Here is a 20,650-nt window from a genome sequence, read left to right as displayed (position 1 = left end):
TTCGTGAGCACCTTCAAGGCCCCCAAGGGCACGTACGACCTGCTGCCGCCCCGCTCCGCCAGCTTCCTGGCGGTGCGCGAGGCGATCGCCGCGCCCCTGAAGAACTCCGGCTACGGATACGTCGAGACCCCCGGCTTCGAGGACGTCAAGCTGTTCTCCCGCGGCGTCGGCGAGTCCACCGACATCGTCAGCAAGGAGATGTACACCCTCACCACGAAGGGCGGCGACGAGCTCGCCCTGCGCCCCGAGGGCACCGCCTCCGTGCTGCGCGCGGCCCTCCAGAGCAACCTCCACAAGCTCGGCAGCCTGCCCGTCAAGCTCTGGTACTCCGGCTCGTACTACCGCTACGAGCGGGCCCAGGCGGGCCGCTACCGCCACTTCTCCCAGGTCGGCGCCGAGGCCATCGGCGCCGAGGACCCGGCGCTGGACGCCGAGCTGATCATCCTCGCCGACCAGGCGTACCGCTCGCTGGGCCTGCGCAACTTCCGCATCCTGCTGAACTCGCTCGGCGACAAGGAGTGCCGCCCGGTGTACCGGGAAGCGCTCCAGGGCTTCCTGCGCGGCCTCGACCTGGACGAGGAGACCGTCCGCCGGGCCGAGATCAACCCGCTGCGCGTCCTCGACGACAAGCGGCCCGACGTGCAGAAGCAGCTGGTCGGCGCACCCGTGCTGCGCGACTACCTCTGCGACGCCTGCAAGGCGTACCACGAGGAGGTCCGGACGCTGGTCACCGCCGCCGGGGTCGCCTTCGAGGACGACGAGAAGCTGGTCCGCGGCCTCGACTACTACACCCGCACCACCTTCGAGTTCGTCCACGACGGCCTGGGCTCGCAGTCCGCGGTCGGCGGCGGCGGCCGCTACGACGGCCTGTCCGAGATGATCGGCGGCCCGGCCCTGCCGTCCGTCGGCTGGGCGCTGGGCGTCGACCGGACCGTGCTCGCCCTGGAGGCCGAGGGCGTGGAGCTGGACATCCCGGCGGCCACGTCGGTCTTCGCGATCGCGCTGGGCGAGGCCAAGCCGGCCGTTTTCGGCCTGGTGACCGAGCTGCGCAAGGCGGGCGTCGCGGCGGACATGTCGTACGGGGGCAAGGGCCTCAAGGGCGCCATGAAGGACGCCAACCGCAGCGGTGCCCGCTTCGCGGTCGTCGCGGGCGACCGCGACCTCGCCGAGGGCGTGGTCCAGCTCAAGGACATGGAGTCCGGCGAGCAGGACGCCGTGGCGGTCGCCGGACTCGTCGCCGAGATCCGGGCCCGCCTGGCCTGACGCGGAACGCCGCCGGGGGCGGGACGGGGAGCGCTCTCCCCGCCCCGCCCCCGCCGCTTTCCCACGCGTTCTCGACCGTCCTTATACCGGGCGAACGGAAGGCGGAGCCCGCGGTGCGGCACAATGGCCCGTGCTTGATGACCTTGCCGACGTGGGATGTGGAGCGGGCGGGATGACGACTACGGGTGCAGGCGCGGACACCGCTCCGCGGACCTACGGCGGGAGCCGGGCGCTGGCCCTGCTGCTGGTCATCACCGGAGCGGCGGCCCTGCTCGCCGCCTGGGTGATCACCATCGACAAGTTCAAGCTGCTGGAGGACCCGAATTTCACGCCGGGCTGCAGCCTGAACCCCGTCGTCTCCTGCGGCAACATCATGAAGAGCGAGCAGGCGTCGGCCTTCGGCTTCCCGAACCCGATGCTGGGGCTCGTCGCCTACGGGATCGTGATCTGCGTCGGCATGAGCCTGCTGGCCGGCGCCCGGTTCCGCCGCTGGTACTGGCTGACCCTGAACGCCGGCATGCTCTTCGGCGTCGGGTTCTGCGCCTGGCTGATGTACCAGTCGCTGTACCACATCAACTCGCTGTGCCTGTGGTGCTGCCTGGCCTGGGTCGCCACGATTCTGATGTTCTGGTACGTCACCTCCCACAACGTCCGCCAGGGCCTGATCCCCGCTCCCGGCTGGCTGCGCGGATTCCTGGACGAGTTCACCTGGGTGCTGCCCGTCCTGCACATCGGGATCATCGGGATGCTGATCCTGACCCGCTGGTGGGACTTCTGGACCTCCTGAGCCGCCGCGGCCGTCCCGGCGGTCCTGTCGGTGGCCTCGCATAGGCTCTGTGTGTGGAACCAGACCTCTTCACCGCCGCCGCCGAGGAACGCCAGGAGAAGGACCCGGCCAGCTCCCCCCTGGCCGTCCGGATGCGCCCGCGCACCCTGGACGAGGTGGTCGGCCAGCAGCACCTGCTGAAGCCCGGCTCACCGCTGCGCCGGCTGGTGGGGGAGGGCTCCGGGGGGCCGGCCGGATCCTCCTCGGTGATCCTCTGGGGCCCGCCGGGCATCGGCAAGACCACCCTCGCGTACGTGGTCAGCCAGGCCACGCAGAAGCGGTTCGTCGAGCTGTCGGCGATCACGGCGGGGGTCAAGGAGGTCCGGGCCGTCATCGAGGGCGCCAAGCGCGCCGCCGGCGGCTACGGCAAGGAGACAGTCCTCTTCCTCGACGAGATCCACCGCTTCAGCAAGGCGCAGCAGGACTCCCTCCTGCCGGCCGTGGAGAACCGCTGGGTCACCCTGATCGCGGCGACCACGGAGAACCCGTACTTCTCGATCATCTCCCCGCTGCTCTCGCGCTCCCTGCTGCTGACGCTGGAGCCGCTGACGGACGCCGACCTGAGCGGGTTGCTGCGGCGCGCCCTGGAGGAGGAGCGGGGGCTGGGCGGGGCGGTGTCGCTGCCCGCCGACGCCGAGGCCCACCTGCTGCGGATCGCCGGGGGCGACGCCCGGCGGGCGCTGACCGCCCTGGAGGCGGGGGCCGGCTCGGCCATCGCCAAGGGCGAGGAGGAGATCACCCTCCAGACGCTGGAGGAGGCCGTCGACCGGGCGGCGGTCCGCTACGACCGGGACGGCGACCAGCACTACGACGTGGCCAGCGCGCTGATCAAGTCGATCCGCGGCTCCGACGTGGACGCCGCGCTGCACTACCTGGCCCGGATGATCGAGGCCGGTGAGGACCCGCGGTTCATCGCCCGGCGGCTGATGATCTCGGCGAGCGAGGACATCGGCCTGGCGGACCCCACCGCCCTGCCGCTGGCGGTCGCGGCGGCCCAGGCGGTGGCGATGATCGGCTTCCCGGAGGCCGCGCTGACCCTGTCGCACGCCACGATCGCGCTGGCGCTGGCCCCGAAGTCCAACACCGCCACGACGGCGATCGGCGCGGCGCTGGCGGACGTCCGGGCCGGGCTGGCCGGGGCGGTGCCGGCGCACCTGCGGGACGGGCACTACAAGGGCGCGGCCAAGCTGGGGCACGCCGTCGGATACGTGTATCCGCACGACGTGCCGGGGGCGATCGCCGCGCAGCAGTACGCGCCGGACGAGATCCACGGCAAGCGGTACTACGAGCCGACGCGGTACGGGGCGGAAGCGCGGTACGCGGACGTGGTGGAGAAGGTCCGCGAACGCCTCCGCGGAGCCGGCTGACCCGTCCGGCGCGGGCGCGCCTGCGGCGCGAAATCCAGCCCCGCCGGCGTTTGAGGCGCGGGCGCGGAGCGCCGTGCCCGTAGCCGCGCCGGCGTTTGAGGCGGGAACGGTGGAAGGGCGGGTTGGGGACCGCTCCGCGCAGCGGCTCGTGTCGGGGCGCCGGGCCGTGGGACGCGGCCTAGGCTCCGACCATGGGACGGCGTCCGATCCTCACCGCCGCCGCAGCGGCACTGCTGCTGACCGGCTGCCACCACGGCGACACCTCAACGGCCCGGGCCAGCGCAGCGCCCCTCATGGCGAAGGTCCCGCTCAGCGGCCCGGGGTTCCCCCCGGACGCGCCGACGGCCAGGGCGGAGCTCAAGGGGCTCACGGTCCAGTGGGGCCGGAACTGGCAGACGTACCGCCGCGAGGAATTCGGCCGGTATTGGTCCGACGACACCGACGCCGTAGGCGGACGCAACGGCTGCGACACCCGCGACGACGTGCTGCGGCGGGACCTGTCCGACCTCCGCGAGGGGGACCGCAACCCCTGCGTCGTGGTGTCCGGGGTGCTGCACGACCCCTACACCGGCAAGGAGCTCCCGTACTCCTACCGCCGCGCCTCGCAGATCGAGACCGACCACGTCGTGGCGCTCGGCGCCGCCTGGCGGGCCGGGGCGTACGCGTGGACGCCCGCGCGCAGGCTGGAGTACGCCAACGACCTCGACGTGCTGCTCGCCGTGGACAAGCAGGCCAACCAGGACAAGGGCAGCAGCACCGCGGACAAGTGGCGGCCGCCCCGGCGGGCGTACTGGTGCGAGTACGCGCGCCGCTACACCGGCATCAAGGCCCGGTACACGCTCTCCGTCACCCCGCCGGAGAAGACGGCGCTGGAGGAGATGCTCGGCACCTGCCCTCAGTGAGCGGCGGCCGCGAACAGGGAGCGCATGGCGCGGCGCAGGCCGCAGACGTCCGCGACCGGCTCGGGGAAGTCGAAGCGGGCGTCGAAGGCGGCCTGGCCGGGCCCGCGGGTGAAGCGGACGCGCAGCCCCAGGCGGTCCAGGGCGAGCGGGACCGGGGTCAGCCCGGCCGCTTCCCGGGAGCCCAGCAGTCCGCACAGGCCGGCGAGCCGGTCGGGGTGGACGGTGGCCAGGTGCTGGAGGAGCTCCGCCTCGTGGGCCGTCATCGGATCCGGCTCGGCCGCCGCCAGCTCCTCAGGGTCCACCCGCCCGGCGCCCCACAGGTCGGCCACGGAGATCTCGCCGACCTCCAGGCGCAGCAGCATCCAGGCCGGACGGCCCGTACCGGGGGCGTCAAGGGGCTCCGACGACTCCGACATCCCGAGCAGCTCGCCCACCGGGTGGCGCCCGGCCATGAGCGCGGCGCAGACGGCGCGGTCGTCCCCGCGGACCGGGGTCAGCCATCCGGCGAGCCGGGCGCGGCCCCGTATACGATGGGGCACGGACACCGGCGCCACGTCCGTGATCTCGATCACGGCGGGGAGGTCGTCGTCCTGGGCGTGAGCGGCGGCCCTGGCAGCCGCGGATTCCCCTGGCACAAGGAGAATCACGTCCCCGTCCGGGGTGACGGTCCGAGCGGCCGGCGCCCCTGTCCCGCACTCCTGCTGGTCACGGGTCCACACCTGGTCACGAGCACCCGGCAGAGTGAGGGATACTGAGGCGTTGGACTCTACGAGGGTTCGTACGCGTTCGGCTCCGGTGAGCTGCCGAACGCCTTCCCTGGGACGCGGCTGACCTTGCTTATCGTCGGCGCAAGCGGATTCTGTTTCGTCTGAATCCGAACTGCGTTGCGCACTGGGCAGGGGGATCCCATGTGGTCGAGACATTACGTCCTCCTCGCTAAGGTAAGCCTCACCTAACTTACATGGAGGTAGGTTCCCCGTGAACCAGAAGCGACCCAAGGTCAAGAAGTCTCGTGCCCTCGGCATCGCCCTGACGCCGAAGGCCGTCAAGTACTTCGAGGCCCGCCCCTACCCGCCGGGCGAGCACGGCCGTGGCCGCAAGCAGAACTCGGACTACAAGGTCCGTCTGCTGGAGAAGCAGCGTCTGCGCGCGCAGTACGACATCTCCGAGCGCCAGATGGCCCGCGCGTACGACCGCGCGAAGAAGGCCGAGGGCAAGACGGGCGAGGCGCTGGTCGTCGAGCTCGAGCGTCGTCTGGACGCCCTGGTCCTGCGTGCCGGCATCGCCCGCACCATCTACCAGGCCCGCCAGATGGTCGTCCACGGCCACATCGAGGTCAACGGTGGCAAGGTCGACAAGCCGTCGTTCCGCGTGCGTCCCGACGACGTCATCACGGTTCGCGAGCGCAGCCGCGAGAAGCACCCCTTCCAGGTTGCCCGCGAGGGTGGCTACGCCGGTGAGGGCGAGACCCCGCGCTACCTGCAGGTCAACCTGAAGGCCCTGGCCTTCCGCCTCGACCGCGACCCGAACCGCAAGGAAATCCCGGTCATCTGCGACGAGCAGCTCGTCGTCGAGTACTACGCCCGCTGATCCAGCGGCCGTAGCCACTCACAGGCTGGTCCGGCCCGCCGTCCCCTCCGGGGGGCGGCGGGCTTTGCCGTATCCGGGGGAGCGGCACCGGAATCCGGTTCTGCGGCGGATCTCCGGCGCGATAGGGTCGGAGCAGACTTATCCCGTAGGTTTTCCAGATTCAGGAAGCGGTGCAACGTGTCCGGTGGAGAGGTGGCCGGGATCATCGTGGCCGTCTTCTGGGCCATCCTGGTCTCCTTCCTCGCGGTGGCGCTGGCCAGGCTCGCCCAGGTGCTCAGGGCCACCACCAAGCTCGTGGCCGAGGTCACCGAGCAGGCCGTCCCGCTGCTGGCGGACGCCTCGACGACCGTCCGCTCCGCGCGCACCCAGCTCGACCGGGTCGACGCCATCGCGAGCGACGTCCAGGAGGTCACCTCCAACGCCTCCGCGCTGTCCTCCACCGTCGCCTCCACCTTCGGCGGCCCGCTCGTCAAGGTCGCCGCCTTCGGCTACGGGGTGCGCAAGGCCATGGGCAGGACCGACGCGGCGACCGAGCGCACCCCCCGGCGCACCGTGATCGTCGGCCGTACGGTGCCGGATCCCCGGCGCCGCAAGCAGAAGGGCTGAGACCTCCGATGTTCCGCCGAGCCTTCTGGTTCACCGCCGGCGCCGCCGCCGGCGTATGGGCCACCACCAAGGTCAACCGCCAGCTGAAGAAGCTGACGCCGGAGAGCCTCGCGGCCCAGGCGGCCGACAAGGCCGTGGAGGCGGGCCACCGCCTCAAGGACTTCGCCCTCGACGTCAAGGCGGGAATGACGCAGCGCGAGGACGAGCTGAACGACGCACTGGGCCTGACCCAGGACCCCGACCGGCCCGACAACGTCACCGCCCTCCCCGGGCCGCGGCGGCTGCGGGCCATCGGCAGCGACAGCACCACCCACCGATCGACCTACTCGTACAACCGGAATGAGGACCACTGATGGAGTCGGCTGAAATCCGCCGCCGCTGGCTGAGCTTCTTCGAGGAGCGCGGTCACACCGTTGTCCCTTCGGCGTCGCTCATCGCCGACGACCCGACTCTGCTGCTGGTCAACGCCGGCATGGTCCCGTTCAAGCCGTACTTCCTCGGTGAGACCAAGCCGCCGGCCCCGCGGGCCACCAGCGTGCAGAAGTGCGTCCGTACGCCGGACATCGAAGAGGTCGGCAAGACCACCCGCCACGGCACGTTCTTCCAGATGTGCGGCAACTTCTCCTTCGGCGACTACTTCAAGGAAGGCGCCATCAAGTACGCCTGGGAGCTGCTCACCAGCTCCGTGGCGGACGGCGGCTACGGCCTGGAGCCCGAGAAGCTCTGGATCACCGTCTACCTCGACGACGACGAGGCCGAGACGATCTGGCGCGAGGTGATCGGCGTCCCGGCCGAGCGGATCCAGCGCCTGGGCAAGAAGGACAACTTCTGGTCCATGGGCGTGCCCGGTCCCTGCGGCCCCTGCTCCGAGATCAACTACGACCGCGGCCCCGAGTTCGGCGTCGAGGGCGGCCCCGCCGTCAACGACGAGCGGTACGTGGAGATCTGGAACCTGGTCTTCATGCAGTACGAGCGCGGCGCCGGCGAGGGCAAGGAGGACTTCCCGATCCTCGGCGACCTGCCGTCGAAGAACATCGACACCGGCCTCGGCCTCGAACGCCTCGCGATGATCCTGCAGGGCGTGCAGAACATGTACGAGACCGACACCTTGCGCGTGGTCATGGACAAGGCCACCGAGCTGACCGGCGTGCGCTACGGCGCCGCCAAGGACAGCGACGTGTCGATGCGCGTGGTCGCCGACCACATCCGCACCTCCGTCATGCTCATCGGCGACGGCGTCACCCCCGGCAACGAGGGCCGCGGCTACGTGCTGCGCCGCATCATGCGCCGCGCCATCCGCAACATGCGCCTCATGGGTGCCACGGGTCCCGTCGTCCAGGACCTGGTCGACGTCGTGATCAACACGATGGGGCAGCAGTACCCGGAGCTCGTCACCGACCGCAAGCGCATCGAGACCGTCGCGCTCGCCGAAGAGGCCGCCTTCCTCAAGGCCCTCAAGGGCGGCACGAACATCCTCGACACCGCCGTGACCGAGACCAAGGCCGCCGGCGGCACGGTCCTCTCCGGCGACAAGGCGTTCCTGCTCCACGACACCTGGGGCTTCCCGATCGACCTCACCCTGGAGATGGCCGCCGAGCAGGGCCTCTCCGTGGACGAGTCCGGCTTCCGCCGCCTGATGCAGGAGCAGCGCGACCGCGCCAAGGCCGACGCCAAGGCCAAGAAGACCGGCCACGCCGACGTCTCCGCCTACCGCGAGATCGCCGACGGCTCCGGCGCCACCGAGTTCACCGGCTACGCCACCAACCAGGGCGAGGCCACCATCGTCGGCCTCCTGGTCAACGGCGTCTCCGCGCCCGCCGCCTCCGAGGGCGACGAGGTCGAGGTCGTCCTCGACCGCACCCCCTTCTACGCCGAGGGCGGCGGCCAGCTCGCCGACCAGGGCCGCATCAAGCTCGACACCGGTGCCGTCATCGAGGTCCGCGACGTCCAGCAGCCCGTCCCGGGCGTCTCCGTCCACAAGGGCTCCGTCCAGGTCGGCGAGGTCACGGTCGGCGCCTCCGCCTACGCCGCCATCGACGTCAAGCGCCGCCGGGCCATCGCCCGCGCCCACTCGGCCACCCACCTGACCCACCAGGCGCTGCGCGACGCCCTCGGCCCGACGGCCGCCCAGGCCGGCTCCGAGAACAGCCCCGGCCGCTTCCGCTTCGACTTCGGCTCGCCGAACGCCGTCCCCGGCACGGTGCTCACCGACGTCGAGCAGAAGATCAACGACGTGCTCTCCCGCGAGCTCGACGTCACCGCCGAGATCATGAGCATCGACGAGGCGAAGAAGCAGGGCGCCATCGCCGAGTTCGGCGAGAAGTACGGCGAGCGCGTGCGCGTCGTGACCATCGGCGACTTCTCCAAGGAGCTCTGCGGCGGCACGCACGTCGGCAACACCGCCCAGCTCGGCCTGGTGAAGCTGCTCGGCGAGTCCTCCATCGGCTCCGGCGTGCGCCGCGTCGAGGCCCTCGTCGGCGTGGACGCGTACAACTTCCTCGCCAAGGAGCACACGGTCGTCGCCCAGCTCCAGGAGCTGGTCAAGGGCCGTCCGGAGGAGCTGCCGGAGAAGATCGCCTCCATGCTCGGCAAGCTGAAGGACGCCGAGAAGGAGATCGAGAAGTTCCGCGCGGAGAAGGTCCTCCAGGCCGCCGCCGGTCTCGCCTCCGGCGCCCAGGACATCCGCGGCGTCGCCCTCGTCGTCGGCCAGGTGCCGGACGGCACGGGCGCCGACGACCTGCGCAAGCTGGTCCTGGACGTCCGCGGCCGCATCCCCGGCGACCGCCCGGCCGTCGTCGCACTGTTCACCGTGGCGAACGACCGCCCGCTGACCGTCATCGCCACCAACGAGGCGGCCCGCGAGCGCGGCCTCAAGGCCGGTGACCTGGTCCGCACCGCCGCCAAGACCCTCGGCGGCGGCGGTGGCGGCAAGCCGGACGTGGCCCAGGGCGGCGGCCAGAACCCGGCCGCCGTGCCCGAGGCCATCGCCGCGGTCGAACGCCTCGTCGTCGAGACGGCCTGACGATGAGCCTGCGCCGCGGCCGCCGGCTGGCCATCGACGTCGGAGACGCCCGGATCGGGGTCGCCTCGTGCGACCCCGACGGGGTGCTGGCCACACCGGTCGAGACCGTCCCCGGCCGGGACGTCCCGGCCGCCCACCGGCGGCTGCGGCAGCTCGTCGAGGAGTACGAACCCCTCGAAGTCGTCGTCGGCCTCCCCCGCTCGCTCAGCGGGCGGGAGGGGCCGGCCGCGGCCAAGGTGCGTGCCTTTGCGAACGAACTGGCCAAGGGCATCAAGCCGGTGACGGTCCGTCTGGTGGACGAGCGGATGACCACGGTCACCGCCGCCCAGGGCCTGCGCGCCTCCGGGCGGAACGCGAAGAAGGGCAGGTCGGTCATCGACCAGGCCGCCGCTGTGGTCATCCTTCAGAACGCTCTTGAGACCGAACGGGTATCAGGTAATCCGCCTGGTGAGTGCGTCGAAGTGGTTGTCTGATCGCGATACGGTAACGTTCCGCGCGATGAGACGGCATTCGAACAGCCGTCGCCCACCACTCAAGAGGCGGAACCGGGTACCGCGGCCGACATGAGCCACGGACCACGTCTCGCGGCTCTAGGGGACCGATGACTGACTATGGCCGGGGCCACGGCTCCGAACCGTGGAACCCCCAGGACCCCCTCTACGGGGACCAGGGGTGGACCGCGCACCAGACGCAGCAGGGGCAGGTTCCCTACGGCGGTGACCCGCAGCAGTACCAGCACCCCCTGGAGCCGCAGCACCAGGACCTGCAGTACCAGCAGGCCCAGTACCAGCAGGAGTACACCCCGCAGTACCCGCAGCAGCCGCAGTACGCCGAGCAGCAGGCGTACGCGGTCCAGCACGCCCACGCCCAGCAGCAGGCGCTGTACGAGGGCCAGGGCCAGGGGCAGGGCCCGGGCTGGGACGGCGGCCACGAACAGCAGTACATGGCCGCCGTCCAGACCGACCCCTACGCGGGCGCCGACCCGTACGCCCAGCAGTCCGCCGGGGCCTACCCCGGCGAGGCCCCCGACCTGTACGCGACCCCGGACGCCTTCCCGCCCCCGACGCCCCCCGGCCGGCGCCACCTGGAGCCGGATCCGGCCGAGGCGGAGGAGGAGTCGGAGGAGTCCCTGCTGCCCGTGGGCGGCGGCGCGGACGACGACGGCGACGAGCCGGTGTCCGGCGGCCGCCGGGCGGCCCGCGGCAAGGGCGGCAAGGCGGGCAAGAAGAAGCAGAAGAAGCGCAGCGGCGCGGCCTGCCTGGTCGCCGCCGTGGTGATCGTGGGCATCGTCGGCGGTGGCGGCTACTACGGCTACGGCTACCTGAAGGACCGGTTCGGCGCGACCGAGGACTTCGCCGGCGAGGGCACCGACGAGATCGTCGACGTCGAGATCCCCAAGAACGCGGGCCTCGGCCAGATGGGCCGCATCCTCAAGGAAGCCGGCGTGGTCGCCAGCGCCCAGTCCTTCGTCGACGCGGCCGGCGCCAACCCCAAGGGCAAGTCGATCCAGCCCGGTGTCTACCCGATGAAGAAGAAGATGTCGGGTGCGGCCGCGGTCGCACTGATGATCGACCCCAGCAAGCTGGCCGTCATCACCATCCCCGAGGGCATGCGCAACTCCGACGTCTACAAGGCGATCGACAAGAAGCTCGGCAAACCCGAGGGCACCACCCGCGAGATCGCCTCGCGCGAGGCGAAGAACCTCGGCCTGCCGGCCTGGGCCGCGGCGAACCCCAAGATCCAGGACCCGCTCGAGGGCTTCCTGTACCCGATGCGGTACGACCTCAAGAAGGACAGCACGCCCGAGTCCCTGCTCAAGCAGATGGTCAAGAACGCCTCCGACAAGTACGCGGAGCTGGGCATCGAGGCCAAGGCCAAGGAACTCAACCTGGAGAACCCGCTCCAGGTGATCACCGTCGCGAGCCTCGTCAACGCCGAGGGCAAGAACCACGACGACTTCCGCAAGATGGCCGAGGTGGTCTACAACCGCCTCAAGAAGACCAACGACGTCACGAACCAGAAGCTCCAGTTCGACTCGACGTACAACTACGTCAAGAACCAGAGCGAGATCAACTTCAACCTGAAGGAAGCCCAGGCCTTCGACAACCCGTACAACACCCACTTCGTCAAGGGCCTCCCGCCCGGCCCGATCGACAACCCCGGCCTGGACGCGCTGACCGCTACGCTCAACCCCGATCACGGCGGCTGGATGTTCTTCGTGTCGGTCGACGGCAACAAGACGACCTTCACGAAGACCTACGACGAGCACCTGAAGCTCGTCGCGGAGTTCCAGGAGCGTCAGGCGCAGAAGAAGAACGGCGGGTAGCAGGACATGTCACGGACACGGGCCGCGGTGCTGGGTTCTCCCATCGAGCACTCCCTCTCACCGGTACTGCACCGGGCGGCCTACCGGGAGCTCGGCCTCGACCACTGGTCCTACGACCGGTTCGAGATCGGCGAGGCCGCGCTCCCCGGGTTCGTGTCCGGCCTCGGCCCCGAGTGGGCCGGGTTCTCCCTGACGATGCCGCTCAAGCGGGCGGTCATCCCGCTGCTGGACGAGATCAGCGACACCGCCGCCTCGGTGGAGGCGGTCAACACCCTCGTCCTCACCGAGGACGGCCGCCGCGTCGGCGACAACACCGACATCCCCGGCATAGTCGCGGCCCTGCGGGAACGCGGGGTCGAGAAGGTCCCCGCCGCGGCCGTCCTCGGCGCGGGCGCCACCGCCTCCTCGGCGCTGGCCGCCCTCGCGCGGATCTGCACCGGCGAGATCACCGCGTACGTCCGTTCCGGCGCCCGGGCCGACGAGATGCGCCGCTGGGGCGAGCGGCTCGGCGTGGAGGTCCGTACCGAGGACTGGTCGAGGGCCGCCCAGGCCCTGACGGCCCCGCTGGTGATCGCCACCACCCCGGCGGGCGCCACCGACGAACTGGCCGCCGCCGTACCCGCGGCCCCGGGCGCCCTCTTCGACGTCCTCTACGACCCGTGGCCCACCGCCCTCGCCGCCGCCTGGACCGGCCGCGGCGGCACCCTGCTCGGGGGCCTGGACCTGCTCGTCCACCAGGCCGTGCTCCAGGTGGAGCTGATGACCGGCCGCACCCCCGGCCCCCTGGCGGCCATGCGTGCGGCGGGAGAGCGGGCGCTCGCGGCCCGTTAGGGGCCTCCCGGCCGTGAGACGGCCGTCCGACAGCTGGACCGGATCACGGAGGAACCCCCGGGACGTGGGAGGATTCGGGTACCGGCGGTACCGGGCCCGCGCACCCGGCCCGTCGTGGCAGTGCCCGGCGCGAGCATGAGGAGCATCGTTGAGCAGGTTGCGTTGGCTGACCGCAGGAGAGTCGCACGGACCGGCCCTGGTCGCGACGCTGGAGGGCCTTCCCGCCGGCGTCCCGGTCACCACCGAGCTGGTGGCCGACCACCTGGCCCGCCGCCGGCTCGGCTATGGACGCGGTGCCCGGATGAAGTTCGAGCAGGACGAGATCACCTTCCTCGGCGGCGTCCGCCACGGCCTGTCCCAGGGCTCCCCGGTCGCCATCATGGTCGGCAACACCGAGTGGCCCAAGTGGGAGACGGTCATGTCGGCCGACCCCGTCGACCCCGCGCTGCTCAAGGACACCGGCCGCAACGCGCCGCTGACCCGCCCGCGCCCCGGCCACGCCGACCTCGCCGGCATGCAGAAGTACGGCTTCGACGAGGCCCGTCCGATCCTGGAGCGCGCCAGCGCCCGTGAGACCGCCGCCCGCGTCGCCCTCGGCGCCGTCGCCCGCTCCTTCGTCAAGGAGGTCGCGGGCATCGAGATCGTCTCGCACGTGGTCGAACTGGCCTCCGCCAAGGCCCCCTACGGCGTCTACCCGACCCCCGCCGACGTCGAGAAGCTGGATGCCGACCCGGTGCGCTGCCTCGACGCCGACGCGTCGAAGGCGATGGTCGCGGAGATCGACCAGGCCCACAAGGACGGCGACACCCTCGGCGGCGTCGTCGAGGTCCTCGCCTACGGCGTGCCCGTCGGCCTCGGCTCCCACGTCCACTGGGACCGCCGCCTCGACGCCCGCCTCGCCGCCGCGCTCATGGGCATCCAGGCCATCAAGGGCGTCGAGGTCGGCGACGGCTTCGAACTGGCCCGCGTGCCCGGCTCGAAGGCGCACGACGAGATCGTCTCCACCCCCGAGGGCATCAGGCGCACCTCCGGCCGCTCCGGCGGCACCGAGGGCGGCCTGACCACCGGTGAACTGCTGCGCGTGCGCGCCGCGATGAAGCCGATCGCGACCGTGCCGCGCGCCCTCGCCACCGTCGACGTGGCCACCGGCGAGGCGGCCGTGGCCCACCACCAGCGCTCCGACGTCTGCGCCGTGCCCGCCGCGGGCATCGTCGCCGAGGCCATGGTCGCGCTCGTCCTGGCCGACGCGGTCGTGGAGAAGTTCGGCGGCGACTCGGTCGCCGAGACCCGCCGCAACGTGCAGTCGTACCTCGACAACCTGCAGATCCGGTGACGGGCGGACCGCTCGTCGTCCTCGTCGGCCCCATGGGGTCCGGCAAGTCCACGGTGGGGGCGCTGCTCGCCGAGCGGCTCGGCGTCCCCTACCGGGACACGGACGCGGACATCGTCGCCGCCCAGGGCCGCGAGATCTCCGACATCTTCGTCGACGAGGGCGAGCCGTACTTCCGTGAGCTGGAGCGGGAGGCGGTCGCCGCCGCCCTCGCCGGGCACACGGGCGTCCTCGCCCTCGGCGGCGGCGCCGTCCTCGACGCGGGCACCCGCGCCCTGCTGGCCGGCCTGCCCGTCGCCTACCTGTCGATGGACGTCGAGGAGGCCGTGCGCCGCGTCGGCCTCGGCGCGGCCCGCCCCCTGCTGGCCGTCAACCCGCGCCGGCAGTGGCGCGAGCTGATGGAGGCCCGGCGCCCCCTGTACACCGAAGTCGCGCGCGTCGTGGTGGCCACGGACGAACGCACCCCCGAAGAGGTCGCCCAGGCGGTCCTCGACGCTCTGGAGTTGAAGGACGTATGACAGACCAGGTGACGCGGATCCAGGTCGGCGCCAGCGCAGGACACGACGCGTACGACGTGCTGGTCGGCCGGCAGCTGCTCGGCGAGCTCGGCGGCCTGATCGGCACCAGGGCCCAGCGGGTGGCCGTGATCCACCCCGAGGCCCTTGCCGAGACCGGCGAGGCGCTGCGCGCGGACCTGGCCGAACAGGGCTACGAGGCCATCGCCATCCAGGTGCCCAACGCCGAGGAGGCCAAGACCGTCGAGGTGGCGGCCTACTGCTGGAAGGCGCTGGGCCAGTCGAACTTCACCCGCACCGACGTGATCGTCGGCGTGGGCGGCGGCGCCACCACCGACCTGGCGGGCTTCGTCGCGGCCACCTGGCTGCGCGGCGTGCGCTGGATCGCCGTCCCGACCACCGTCCTGGCGATGGTCGACGCGGCCGTCGGCGGCAAGACCGGCATCAACACCGCCGAGGGCAAGAACCTCGTCGGCGCCTTCCACCCGCCGGCCGGTGTGCTGTGCGACCTCGCCGCGCTGGAGTCGCTGCCCGTCAACGACTACGTCAGCGGCCTCGCCGAGATCATCAAGGCCGGTTTCATCTCCGACCCGGTGATCCTCGACCTGATCGAGGAGGATCCGGCGGCGGCCCGCACGCCCGCCGGCCCGCACACGGCCGAGCTGATCGTCCGCTCCATCCAGGTCAAGGCCGACGTGGTCTCCAGCGACCTCAAGGAGTCGGGCCTGCGGGAGATCCTCAACTACGGCCACACCCTCGCGCACGCCATCGAGAAGAACGAGCGCTACAAGTGGCGCCACGGCGCGGCCGTCTCCGTCGGCATGGTCTTCGCCGCCGAACTCGGCCGCCTCGCCGGACGCCTGGACGACGCCACGGCCGACCGCCACAAGTCCGTCCTCGCCTCCGTCGGCCTGCCGCTGACCTACCGCGGCGACCAGTGGACCAAGCTGCTCCAGACCATGCAGGTCGACAAGAAGTCCCGCGGCAACCTGCTGCGCTTCATCGTCCTCGACGGGCTGGGCAAGCCGACCGTCCTGGAGGGCCCCGACCCGGCCCACCTGATCGCCGCGTACGGCGAGGTGTCGGCGTGAGCCGCCCCGTCCTGGTGCTGAACGGCCCGAACCTGGGCCGGCTCGGCTCCCGCGAGCCCGACGTGTACGGGGCCACCTCGTACGCCGGCCTGGTCGAGAGCTGCCGCACCCTGGGCGCCGAACTCGGCTTCGACGTCGAGGTCCGCGAGACCAACGACGAGGGCGAGCTCGTGCGCTGGCTGCACGAGGCGGCGGACGGCAAGATCCCGGTCGTGATCAACCCGGGCGCCTTCACGCACTACTCGTACGCCATGCGGGACGCGGCCGCGCAGCGCACCGCCCCGCTGATCGAGGTGCACATCTCCAACCCGTACGCCCGGGAGGAGTTCCGGCACACCTCGGTCATCGCGGCCGTGGCGACCGGCACCGTCGCGGGCTTCGGCCTGGGCTCCTACCGGCTGGCGCTGCGCGCGCTGGCCGAAGAGGTCACGGGCTGAGATAACGTTCTCGCATCAGTCGCCTGAACGAGACGGAGTGGCGCGGATGCAGCACGGAGTGGGGGGCTGGGGCCCGCCGGGACAGCACCCGGCGCCGCCCCCGCCCCCGCCGATACCCCCCGCGCAGGGCTGGCCGGCGCCCCCGGTGCCCGAGGCGACCGGGCACATCCCGCTGCCCCCCGCCGCGGCCGCGCCGGCCGCTCCCCCCGCCGCGGGGACGGGCGGTGCCACGCTCGCCGTGCTGCTCATCGGCCCGGCGGGCGCCGGCAAGACCACCGTGGCCCGGCACTGGGCGGCGACCCGCCCGGTGCCCACCGCGCACATCAGCCTGGACGACGTCCGCGAATGGGTCCGCTCGGGCTTCGCGGACCCGCAGGCCGGCTGGAACGACCACTCCGAGGCCCAGTACCGCCTCGCCCGCCGCACCTGCGGCTTCGCCGCCCGCAACTTCCTGGCCAACGGCATCTCCTGCATCCTGGACGACGCCGTCTTCCCGGACCGGCCCGTGGTCGGCCTCGGCGGCTGGAAGCGCCACGTGGGGCCCGCCCTGCTGCCCGTCGTCCTGCTCCCGGGCCTGGAGATCGTCCTCGACCGCAACGCCGCCCGCTCCGGCAACCGGCGGCTGTCCGACGAGGAGGTCGCCCGCATCCACGGCCGGATGGCCGGCTGGTACGGCTCCGGGCTGCCGATCATCGACAACTCCCACCTCGACGTGGAAGCCACCGCGCGGGCCCTGGACGAGGCCCTGGCGCGGGCCCTGGCGAGCCCTCCGCGCTGGTAGGGGCCGCGGGGGAGGCCGGGCGCGGGCCCGTCCGGACGCGCTCGCCGGGCCGGATGCGCGGGGCGCTCGTAGGCTCGAAGACATGTCAGACGTGTACGCGGCCCGCAGGGGCCTGCTCCGCGAGCGCTGCGCCGCCGCGGGCAACTCCGCTGCCCTGATCACGCGTCCGGCGAACGTCCGCTACCTCACCGGGGCGTCCCCGCTGGGCGCCGTCCTGCTGGTCGGGCCCGCCGCCGACGAGCTCTTCTGCGCGTCCGCCCCCACCGGCGAGGCCGAGGAAGGACGCCTGGACGAGGGGCTGACGCTCAGCCTGCTGGGCGGCCCCGGGGCCGATCCGGCGGTGGCCGCGGCCGACCGCGCCGCCGCCGCGCGGGCGGACACCCTCGCCGTCGAGGAGCACCACCTCACCGTCGCCCGGCACCGCGCCGTCAGCTCCGTCGCGCCCCGGCTGCGGCTCGCCGACCTGGGCACCGCCGTGGAACAGCAGCGGCTGGTCAAGGACGAGGAGGAGATCGCCTGCCTGCGCATCGCCGCCGAGATCGCCGACCAGGCCCTCGGGGAGCTGCTGGAGTCGATCCTGGTCGGGCGCACCGAACGCCACCTGGCCCTGGAGCTGGAACGCAGGCTGGTCGACCACGGGGCGGACGGTCCCGCCTTCCCGACCTCCGTCGGCACCGGCCCGCACTCCGGCCGCTCCCGCCACCGGCCCTCGGACCGGCGGGTGGAGGAGGGCGACTTCCTGTCCGTCTGCCTCGGCGCGAACTACCGGGGCTACCGCTGCGAGATCGGCCGCACCTTCGTGATCGGCACCACTCCGGCCGACTGGCAGATCGAGCTGTACGACCTGGTCTTCGCCGCCCAGCGGGCCGGCCGGGAGGCGCTGCTGCCCGGCGCCGCCTACCGCGAAGTCGACCATGCCGCCCGGTCCGTGCTGGACTCGGCGGGCTACGGCGAGGAACTGGCGGGGTGCATGGGACACGGGGTCGGCCTCGAAAACGACGAGGACCCGCAGCTTGCACCTACGGCAATGGGTAAACTGGACGCTTGCGTGCCGGTCACCGTCGAACCGGGGGTTCACCTCCCCGGCCGGGGAGGTGTCCGGATCGATGACACGCTCGTCGTGCGCCCCGAGGCGGACGGCGGTCCCGAGCTACTCACCATTACGACCAAGGAGCTGCTCGCACTGTAGTCCGCTGTGCCGGGCCGTGTGCGCCTCCCTGGTCTTCCAGTGCAGGAGATTCCGCAACCGTGGCTTCCACGAACGACCTCAAGAACGGCATGGTGCTCAAGCTCGACGGTGACCAGCTCTGGTCCGTCGTCGAGTTCCAGCACGTCAAGCCCGGCAAGGGCCCGGCCTTCGTGCGCACCAAGCTCAAGAACGTGCTCTCGGGCAAGGTCGTCGACAAGACCTTCAACGCCGGTGTGAAGGTCGAGACGGCCACCATCGACCGCCGCGACATGCAGTTCTCGTACATGGACGGCGACTACTTCGTCTTCATGGACATGCAGACCTACGACCAGCTGATGGTCGACCGCAAGGCCGTCGGCGACGCCGCCAACTTCCTCATCGAGGGCTTCACCGCCTCGGTCGCGCAGCACGAGGGCGAGGTGCTCTACGTCGAGCTCCCGGCCGCCGTCGAGCTGACCATCTCCCACACCGACCCGGGCGTCCAGGGCGACCGCTCCACCGGCGGCACCAAGCCCGCCACGCTGGAGACCGGCCACGAGATCCAGGTCCCGCTCTTCGTCACCACCGGCGAGAAGATCAAGGTCGACACCCGCACCTCCGACTACCTCGGCCGGGTGAACAGCTAACCGTGGCTGCCCGGAGCAACGCGCGCAAGCGCGCCTTCCAGATCCTCTTCGAGGCCGACCAGCGCGGCGTGCCCGTGCGCGAGGTCCTCGCGGACTGGATCCGGCACGCGAATGCGGACGTCCGGCAGCCGCCGGTCAGCGCCTTCACGATGGACCTCGTCGAGGGCTACGCCGAGAAGGTGAACCGCATCGACGACCTGATCGTCACCTACGCCGTGGACTGGGAGCTCGACCGCATGCCGGTCGTCGACCGGAACATCCTGCGGCTGGGCGCCTACGAGCTGATCTGGGTCGACGAGACCCCGGACGCCGTGGCGATCGACGAGGCGGTGCAGCTGGCGAAGGAGTTCTCCACGGACGACTCGCCGGCCTTCGTCAACGGCCTGCTGGCCCGCTTCAAGGACCTGAAGCCGAGCCTGCGCCGCGGCGAGGGCTGACGAGCGCACCGCACATACGGAAGGGCCCGCGACGTCCGCGTCGCGGGCCCTTCCGTATGCCCGCCGGGTGCGGGCGCACGAAAACCGGCGGGTGCCGGGACCCTGGGGCCCCGGCACCCGCCGGTACGTTTCTGCTGGTGGCCGGAGCGGCCGGGGGACTAGATGTCCTCGTGGGCCACGGCGCGGCGCGCGTCGGCGTCCAGGACGCCCCAGCTGATCAGCTGCTCGGTCAGGACCGAGGGGGACTGGTCGTAGATGACGGCCAGGGTGCGCAGGTCGTCCTGGCGGATCGACAGCACCTTGCCGTTGTAGTCGCCGCGCTGGCTCTGGATGGTCGCGGCGTAACGCTGGAGCGGGCCGGCCTTCTCGGCGGGCACGCCCGCCAGGCGCTCCAGGTCGAGGCGGAGCTTCGGCGGCGGCTCGGCGGCCCCGCCCGGGGTCGTGCCCGGGAGCAGCTCCTGGACCGGAACCCCGTAGAAGTCCGCCAGCTCGGCGAGGCGCTGGACGGTCACGGCGCGGTCCCCGCGCTCGTAAGAACCGACCACCACGGCCTTCCAACGGCCCTGGGACTTCTCCTCGACACCGTGGAGGGAGAGGCCCTGCTGGGTGCGGATGGCGCGGAGCTTGGCCCCGAGCTGTTTGGCGTATTCGCTGGACATAACGCTCCCGGACGCTGTGACGTGCGGCTCCGCCGCGCGGCTGGTAACTCACTGTGAGGTTACGCAGCGTTACGTGGATGCGTCAAGCCGAATGGTCATCGACCCCCTCGTACGAGGGGGAGCGCAGGGCCTCGGTGCGCGGGTGTCCGCCGGGCCCTGGTACCGTGGACGGCGTACATCAGACGTCCTTTAAGGTCCGTCCCGTGAGGCGGAGAAGGAGGTCCTTTTCATGGACAGCCAGGTTTCCCAGGTCTCTCCCGATGAAGCGATGCGCCCCGTACTGGAGGCGCAGGACATCGCCCGGGTGCTGACCCGTATCGCCCACGAGATCGTCGAACGCGCCAAGGGCGCCGACGACGTGGTGCTCCTCGGCATCCCCACCCGCGGCGTGTACCTCGCCCGCCGGCTGGCCGCCAAGCTCGAGGAGATCACCGGGACGAAGATCCCGGTCGGCTCGCTCGACATCACCATGTACCGGGACGACCTGCGGATGAAGCCCGCCCGGGCCATCGGCCGCACCGAGATCCCCGGCGACGACATCGACGGCCGCCTCGTGGTCCTCGTCGACGACGTCCTCTTCTCCGGCCGCACCATCCGCGCCGCCCTCGACGCGCTCGGCGACCTCGGCCGCCCCCGCGCCGTCCAGCTCGCGGTCCTCGTCGACCGCGGCCACCGCGAACTTCCGATCCGCGCCGACTACGTGGGCAAGAACCTGCCCACCTCGCTGCGGGAGACCGTCAAGGTCCAGCTCCTGGAGGAGGACGGCCGCGACGCCGTGCTGCTCGGCCAGCGGACCGTCCAGGCAGCAGCGCAGTAGCCACCCCGGTACCGGGCCCCGCTGCGGGGTCCGTG

Annotated in this window: 22 protein-coding genes; 20 read left to right on the top strand and 2 right to left on the bottom strand. The window is 71.8% G+C overall.

Annotation, left to right across the window (positions count from 1 at the left end; genetic code table 11):
- Positions 1 to 3 precede the first annotated feature (3 nt).
- The 4 genes from hisS to BX286_RS08130 all read left to right on the top strand — a co-directional run bounded on the left by hisS (position 4) and on the right by BX286_RS08130 (position 4,358).
- A complete protein-coding gene (gene hisS / locus BX286_RS08145) occupies positions 4 to 1,263 on the top strand; it encodes a histidine--tRNA ligase (protein WP_121014784.1) in 1,260 nt (419 codons plus the stop codon).
- A 172-nt stretch (positions 1,264 to 1,435) separates the two neighbouring features.
- Positions 1,436 to 2,050 carry a vitamin K epoxide reductase family protein gene (locus tag BX286_RS08140; protein WP_121014783.1) on the top strand — a complete coding sequence of 205 codons (615 nt, stop codon included), beginning with the start codon at positions 1,436 to 1,438 and terminating at the stop codon, positions 2,048 to 2,050.
- 53 nt (positions 2,051 to 2,103) lie between these two features.
- Positions 2,104 to 3,456, top strand: a complete 1,353-nt coding sequence (locus BX286_RS08135) for a replication-associated recombination protein A (RefSeq protein WP_079425052.1) — start codon at positions 2,104 to 2,106, stop codon at positions 3,454 to 3,456.
- A gap of 191 nt (positions 3,457 to 3,647) precedes the next feature.
- On the top strand, positions 3,648 to 4,358 hold the full coding sequence (locus BX286_RS08130; RefSeq protein ID WP_121014782.1) for an HNH endonuclease family protein: 711 nt from the start codon (positions 3,648 to 3,650) through the stop codon (positions 4,356 to 4,358).
- On the opposite strand, the gene BX286_RS08125 is transcribed toward BX286_RS08130, so the two are convergent.
- The gene (locus BX286_RS08125) at positions 4,352 to 5,077 is read right to left on the bottom strand and encodes a DUF2470 domain-containing protein (protein ID WP_398898299.1); all 726 of its coding nucleotides are present in this window, start codon (positions 5,075 to 5,077) and stop codon (positions 4,352 to 4,354) included. The genes BX286_RS08130 and BX286_RS08125 overlap by 7 nt on opposite strands.
- Positions 5,078 to 5,336: 259 nt before the next feature.
- Here BX286_RS08125 and rpsD point away from each other — a divergent pair, with 259 nt between their 5' ends.
- The 15 genes from rpsD to nusB all read left to right on the top strand — a co-directional run bounded on the left by rpsD (position 5,337) and on the right by nusB (position 19,139).
- Complete coding sequence (gene rpsD, locus BX286_RS08120) at positions 5,337 to 5,948, top strand: 30S ribosomal protein S4 (RefSeq protein ID WP_007263048.1); 612 nt, start codon at positions 5,337 to 5,339, stop codon at positions 5,946 to 5,948.
- Positions 5,949 to 6,125: 177 nt separating this feature from the next.
- The gene (locus BX286_RS08115; RefSeq protein WP_079425046.1) at positions 6,126 to 6,554 is read left to right on the top strand and encodes a DUF948 domain-containing protein; all 429 of its coding nucleotides are present in this window, start codon (positions 6,126 to 6,128) and stop codon (positions 6,552 to 6,554) included.
- An 8-nt stretch (positions 6,555 to 6,562) separates the two neighbouring features.
- Entirely contained in the window at positions 6,563 to 6,907 is a 345-nt protein-coding gene (locus BX286_RS08110) for a DUF6167 family protein (protein WP_079425044.1), read from the top strand.
- Positions 6,907 to 9,576, top strand: coding sequence for an alanine--tRNA ligase (gene alaS, locus BX286_RS08105; RefSeq protein ID WP_079425042.1), 2,670 nt, complete (start codon positions 6,907 to 6,909; stop codon positions 9,574 to 9,576). The genes BX286_RS08110 and alaS overlap by 1 nt, the downstream gene beginning before the upstream one ends.
- 2 nt (positions 9,577 to 9,578) lie before the next feature.
- Complete coding sequence (gene ruvX / locus BX286_RS08100) at positions 9,579 to 10,049, top strand: Holliday junction resolvase RuvX (protein ID WP_079425040.1); 471 nt, start codon at positions 9,579 to 9,581, stop codon at positions 10,047 to 10,049.
- A gap of 128 nt (positions 10,050 to 10,177) precedes the next feature.
- On the top strand, positions 10,178 to 11,902 hold the full coding sequence (gene mltG / locus BX286_RS08090) for an endolytic transglycosylase MltG (RefSeq protein WP_100865089.1): 1,725 nt from the start codon (positions 10,178 to 10,180) through the stop codon (positions 11,900 to 11,902).
- Between the two features lie 6 nt (positions 11,903 to 11,908).
- Complete coding sequence (locus BX286_RS08085) at positions 11,909 to 12,733, top strand: shikimate dehydrogenase (protein ID WP_100865090.1); 825 nt, start codon at positions 11,909 to 11,911, stop codon at positions 12,731 to 12,733.
- 148 nt (positions 12,734 to 12,881) lie between these two features.
- A complete protein-coding gene (gene aroC, locus BX286_RS08080; RefSeq protein WP_079425034.1) occupies positions 12,882 to 14,066 on the top strand; it encodes a chorismate synthase in 1,185 nt (394 codons plus the stop codon).
- Positions 14,063 to 14,581 (top strand): shikimate kinase, encoded by a 519-nt coding sequence (locus BX286_RS08075; RefSeq protein ID WP_079425032.1) that lies wholly within the window; start codon positions 14,063 to 14,065, stop codon positions 14,579 to 14,581. The genes aroC and BX286_RS08075 overlap by 4 nt, the downstream gene beginning before the upstream one ends.
- Entirely contained in the window at positions 14,578 to 15,669 is a 1,092-nt protein-coding gene (gene aroB / locus BX286_RS08070; RefSeq protein ID WP_079425030.1) for a 3-dehydroquinate synthase, read from the top strand. Before BX286_RS08075 ends, aroB begins: the two co-directional genes overlap by 4 nt.
- Positions 15,666 to 16,106: a type II 3-dehydroquinate dehydratase gene (gene aroQ / locus BX286_RS08065; protein ID WP_045947843.1), complete on the top strand. Its 441-nt coding sequence runs from the start codon at positions 15,666 to 15,668 to the stop codon at positions 16,104 to 16,106. Before aroB ends, aroQ begins: the two co-directional genes overlap by 4 nt.
- A gap of 46 nt (positions 16,107 to 16,152) precedes the next feature.
- Positions 16,153 to 16,887: an AAA family ATPase gene (locus tag BX286_RS08060; RefSeq protein WP_079425028.1), complete on the top strand. Its 735-nt coding sequence runs from the start codon at positions 16,153 to 16,155 to the stop codon at positions 16,885 to 16,887.
- Between the two features lie 82 nt (positions 16,888 to 16,969).
- Positions 16,970 to 18,076 (top strand): aminopeptidase P family protein, encoded by a 1,107-nt coding sequence (locus BX286_RS08055; protein WP_079425026.1) that lies wholly within the window; start codon positions 16,970 to 16,972, stop codon positions 18,074 to 18,076.
- Positions 18,077 to 18,135: 59 nt separating this feature from the next.
- Complete coding sequence (gene efp / locus BX286_RS08050) at positions 18,136 to 18,702, top strand: elongation factor P (protein ID WP_079425024.1); 567 nt, start codon at positions 18,136 to 18,138, stop codon at positions 18,700 to 18,702.
- 2 nt (positions 18,703 to 18,704) lie between these two features.
- Positions 18,705 to 19,139: a transcription antitermination factor NusB gene (nusB, locus tag BX286_RS08045; protein ID WP_079425022.1), complete on the top strand. Its 435-nt coding sequence runs from the start codon at positions 18,705 to 18,707 to the stop codon at positions 19,137 to 19,139.
- A gap of 158 nt (positions 19,140 to 19,297) precedes the next feature.
- Here the strand turns inward: nusB and bldD are convergent, their stop codons facing one another.
- Positions 19,298 to 19,798 (bottom strand): transcriptional regulator BldD, encoded by a 501-nt coding sequence (bldD, locus tag BX286_RS08040; RefSeq protein ID WP_007263032.1) that lies wholly within the window; start codon positions 19,796 to 19,798, stop codon positions 19,298 to 19,300.
- Positions 19,799 to 20,027: 229 nt separating this feature from the next.
- Here bldD and pyrR point away from each other — a divergent pair, with 229 nt between their 5' ends.
- Positions 20,028 to 20,615 carry a bifunctional pyr operon transcriptional regulator/uracil phosphoribosyltransferase PyrR gene (pyrR, locus tag BX286_RS08035; protein WP_079425020.1) on the top strand — a complete coding sequence of 196 codons (588 nt, stop codon included), beginning with the start codon at positions 20,028 to 20,030 and terminating at the stop codon, positions 20,613 to 20,615.
- Positions 20,616 to 20,650 lie beyond the last annotated feature (35 nt).

It is taken from the genome of Streptomyces sp. 3211.6, assembly GCF_003634815.1.
Classification (GTDB): domain Bacteria; phylum Actinomycetota; class Actinomycetes; order Streptomycetales; family Streptomycetaceae; genus Streptomyces; species Streptomyces katrae_A.
Note: the sequence above shows the minus strand (reverse complement) of the source record. Positions and strands in the feature narration are given on the sequence as shown.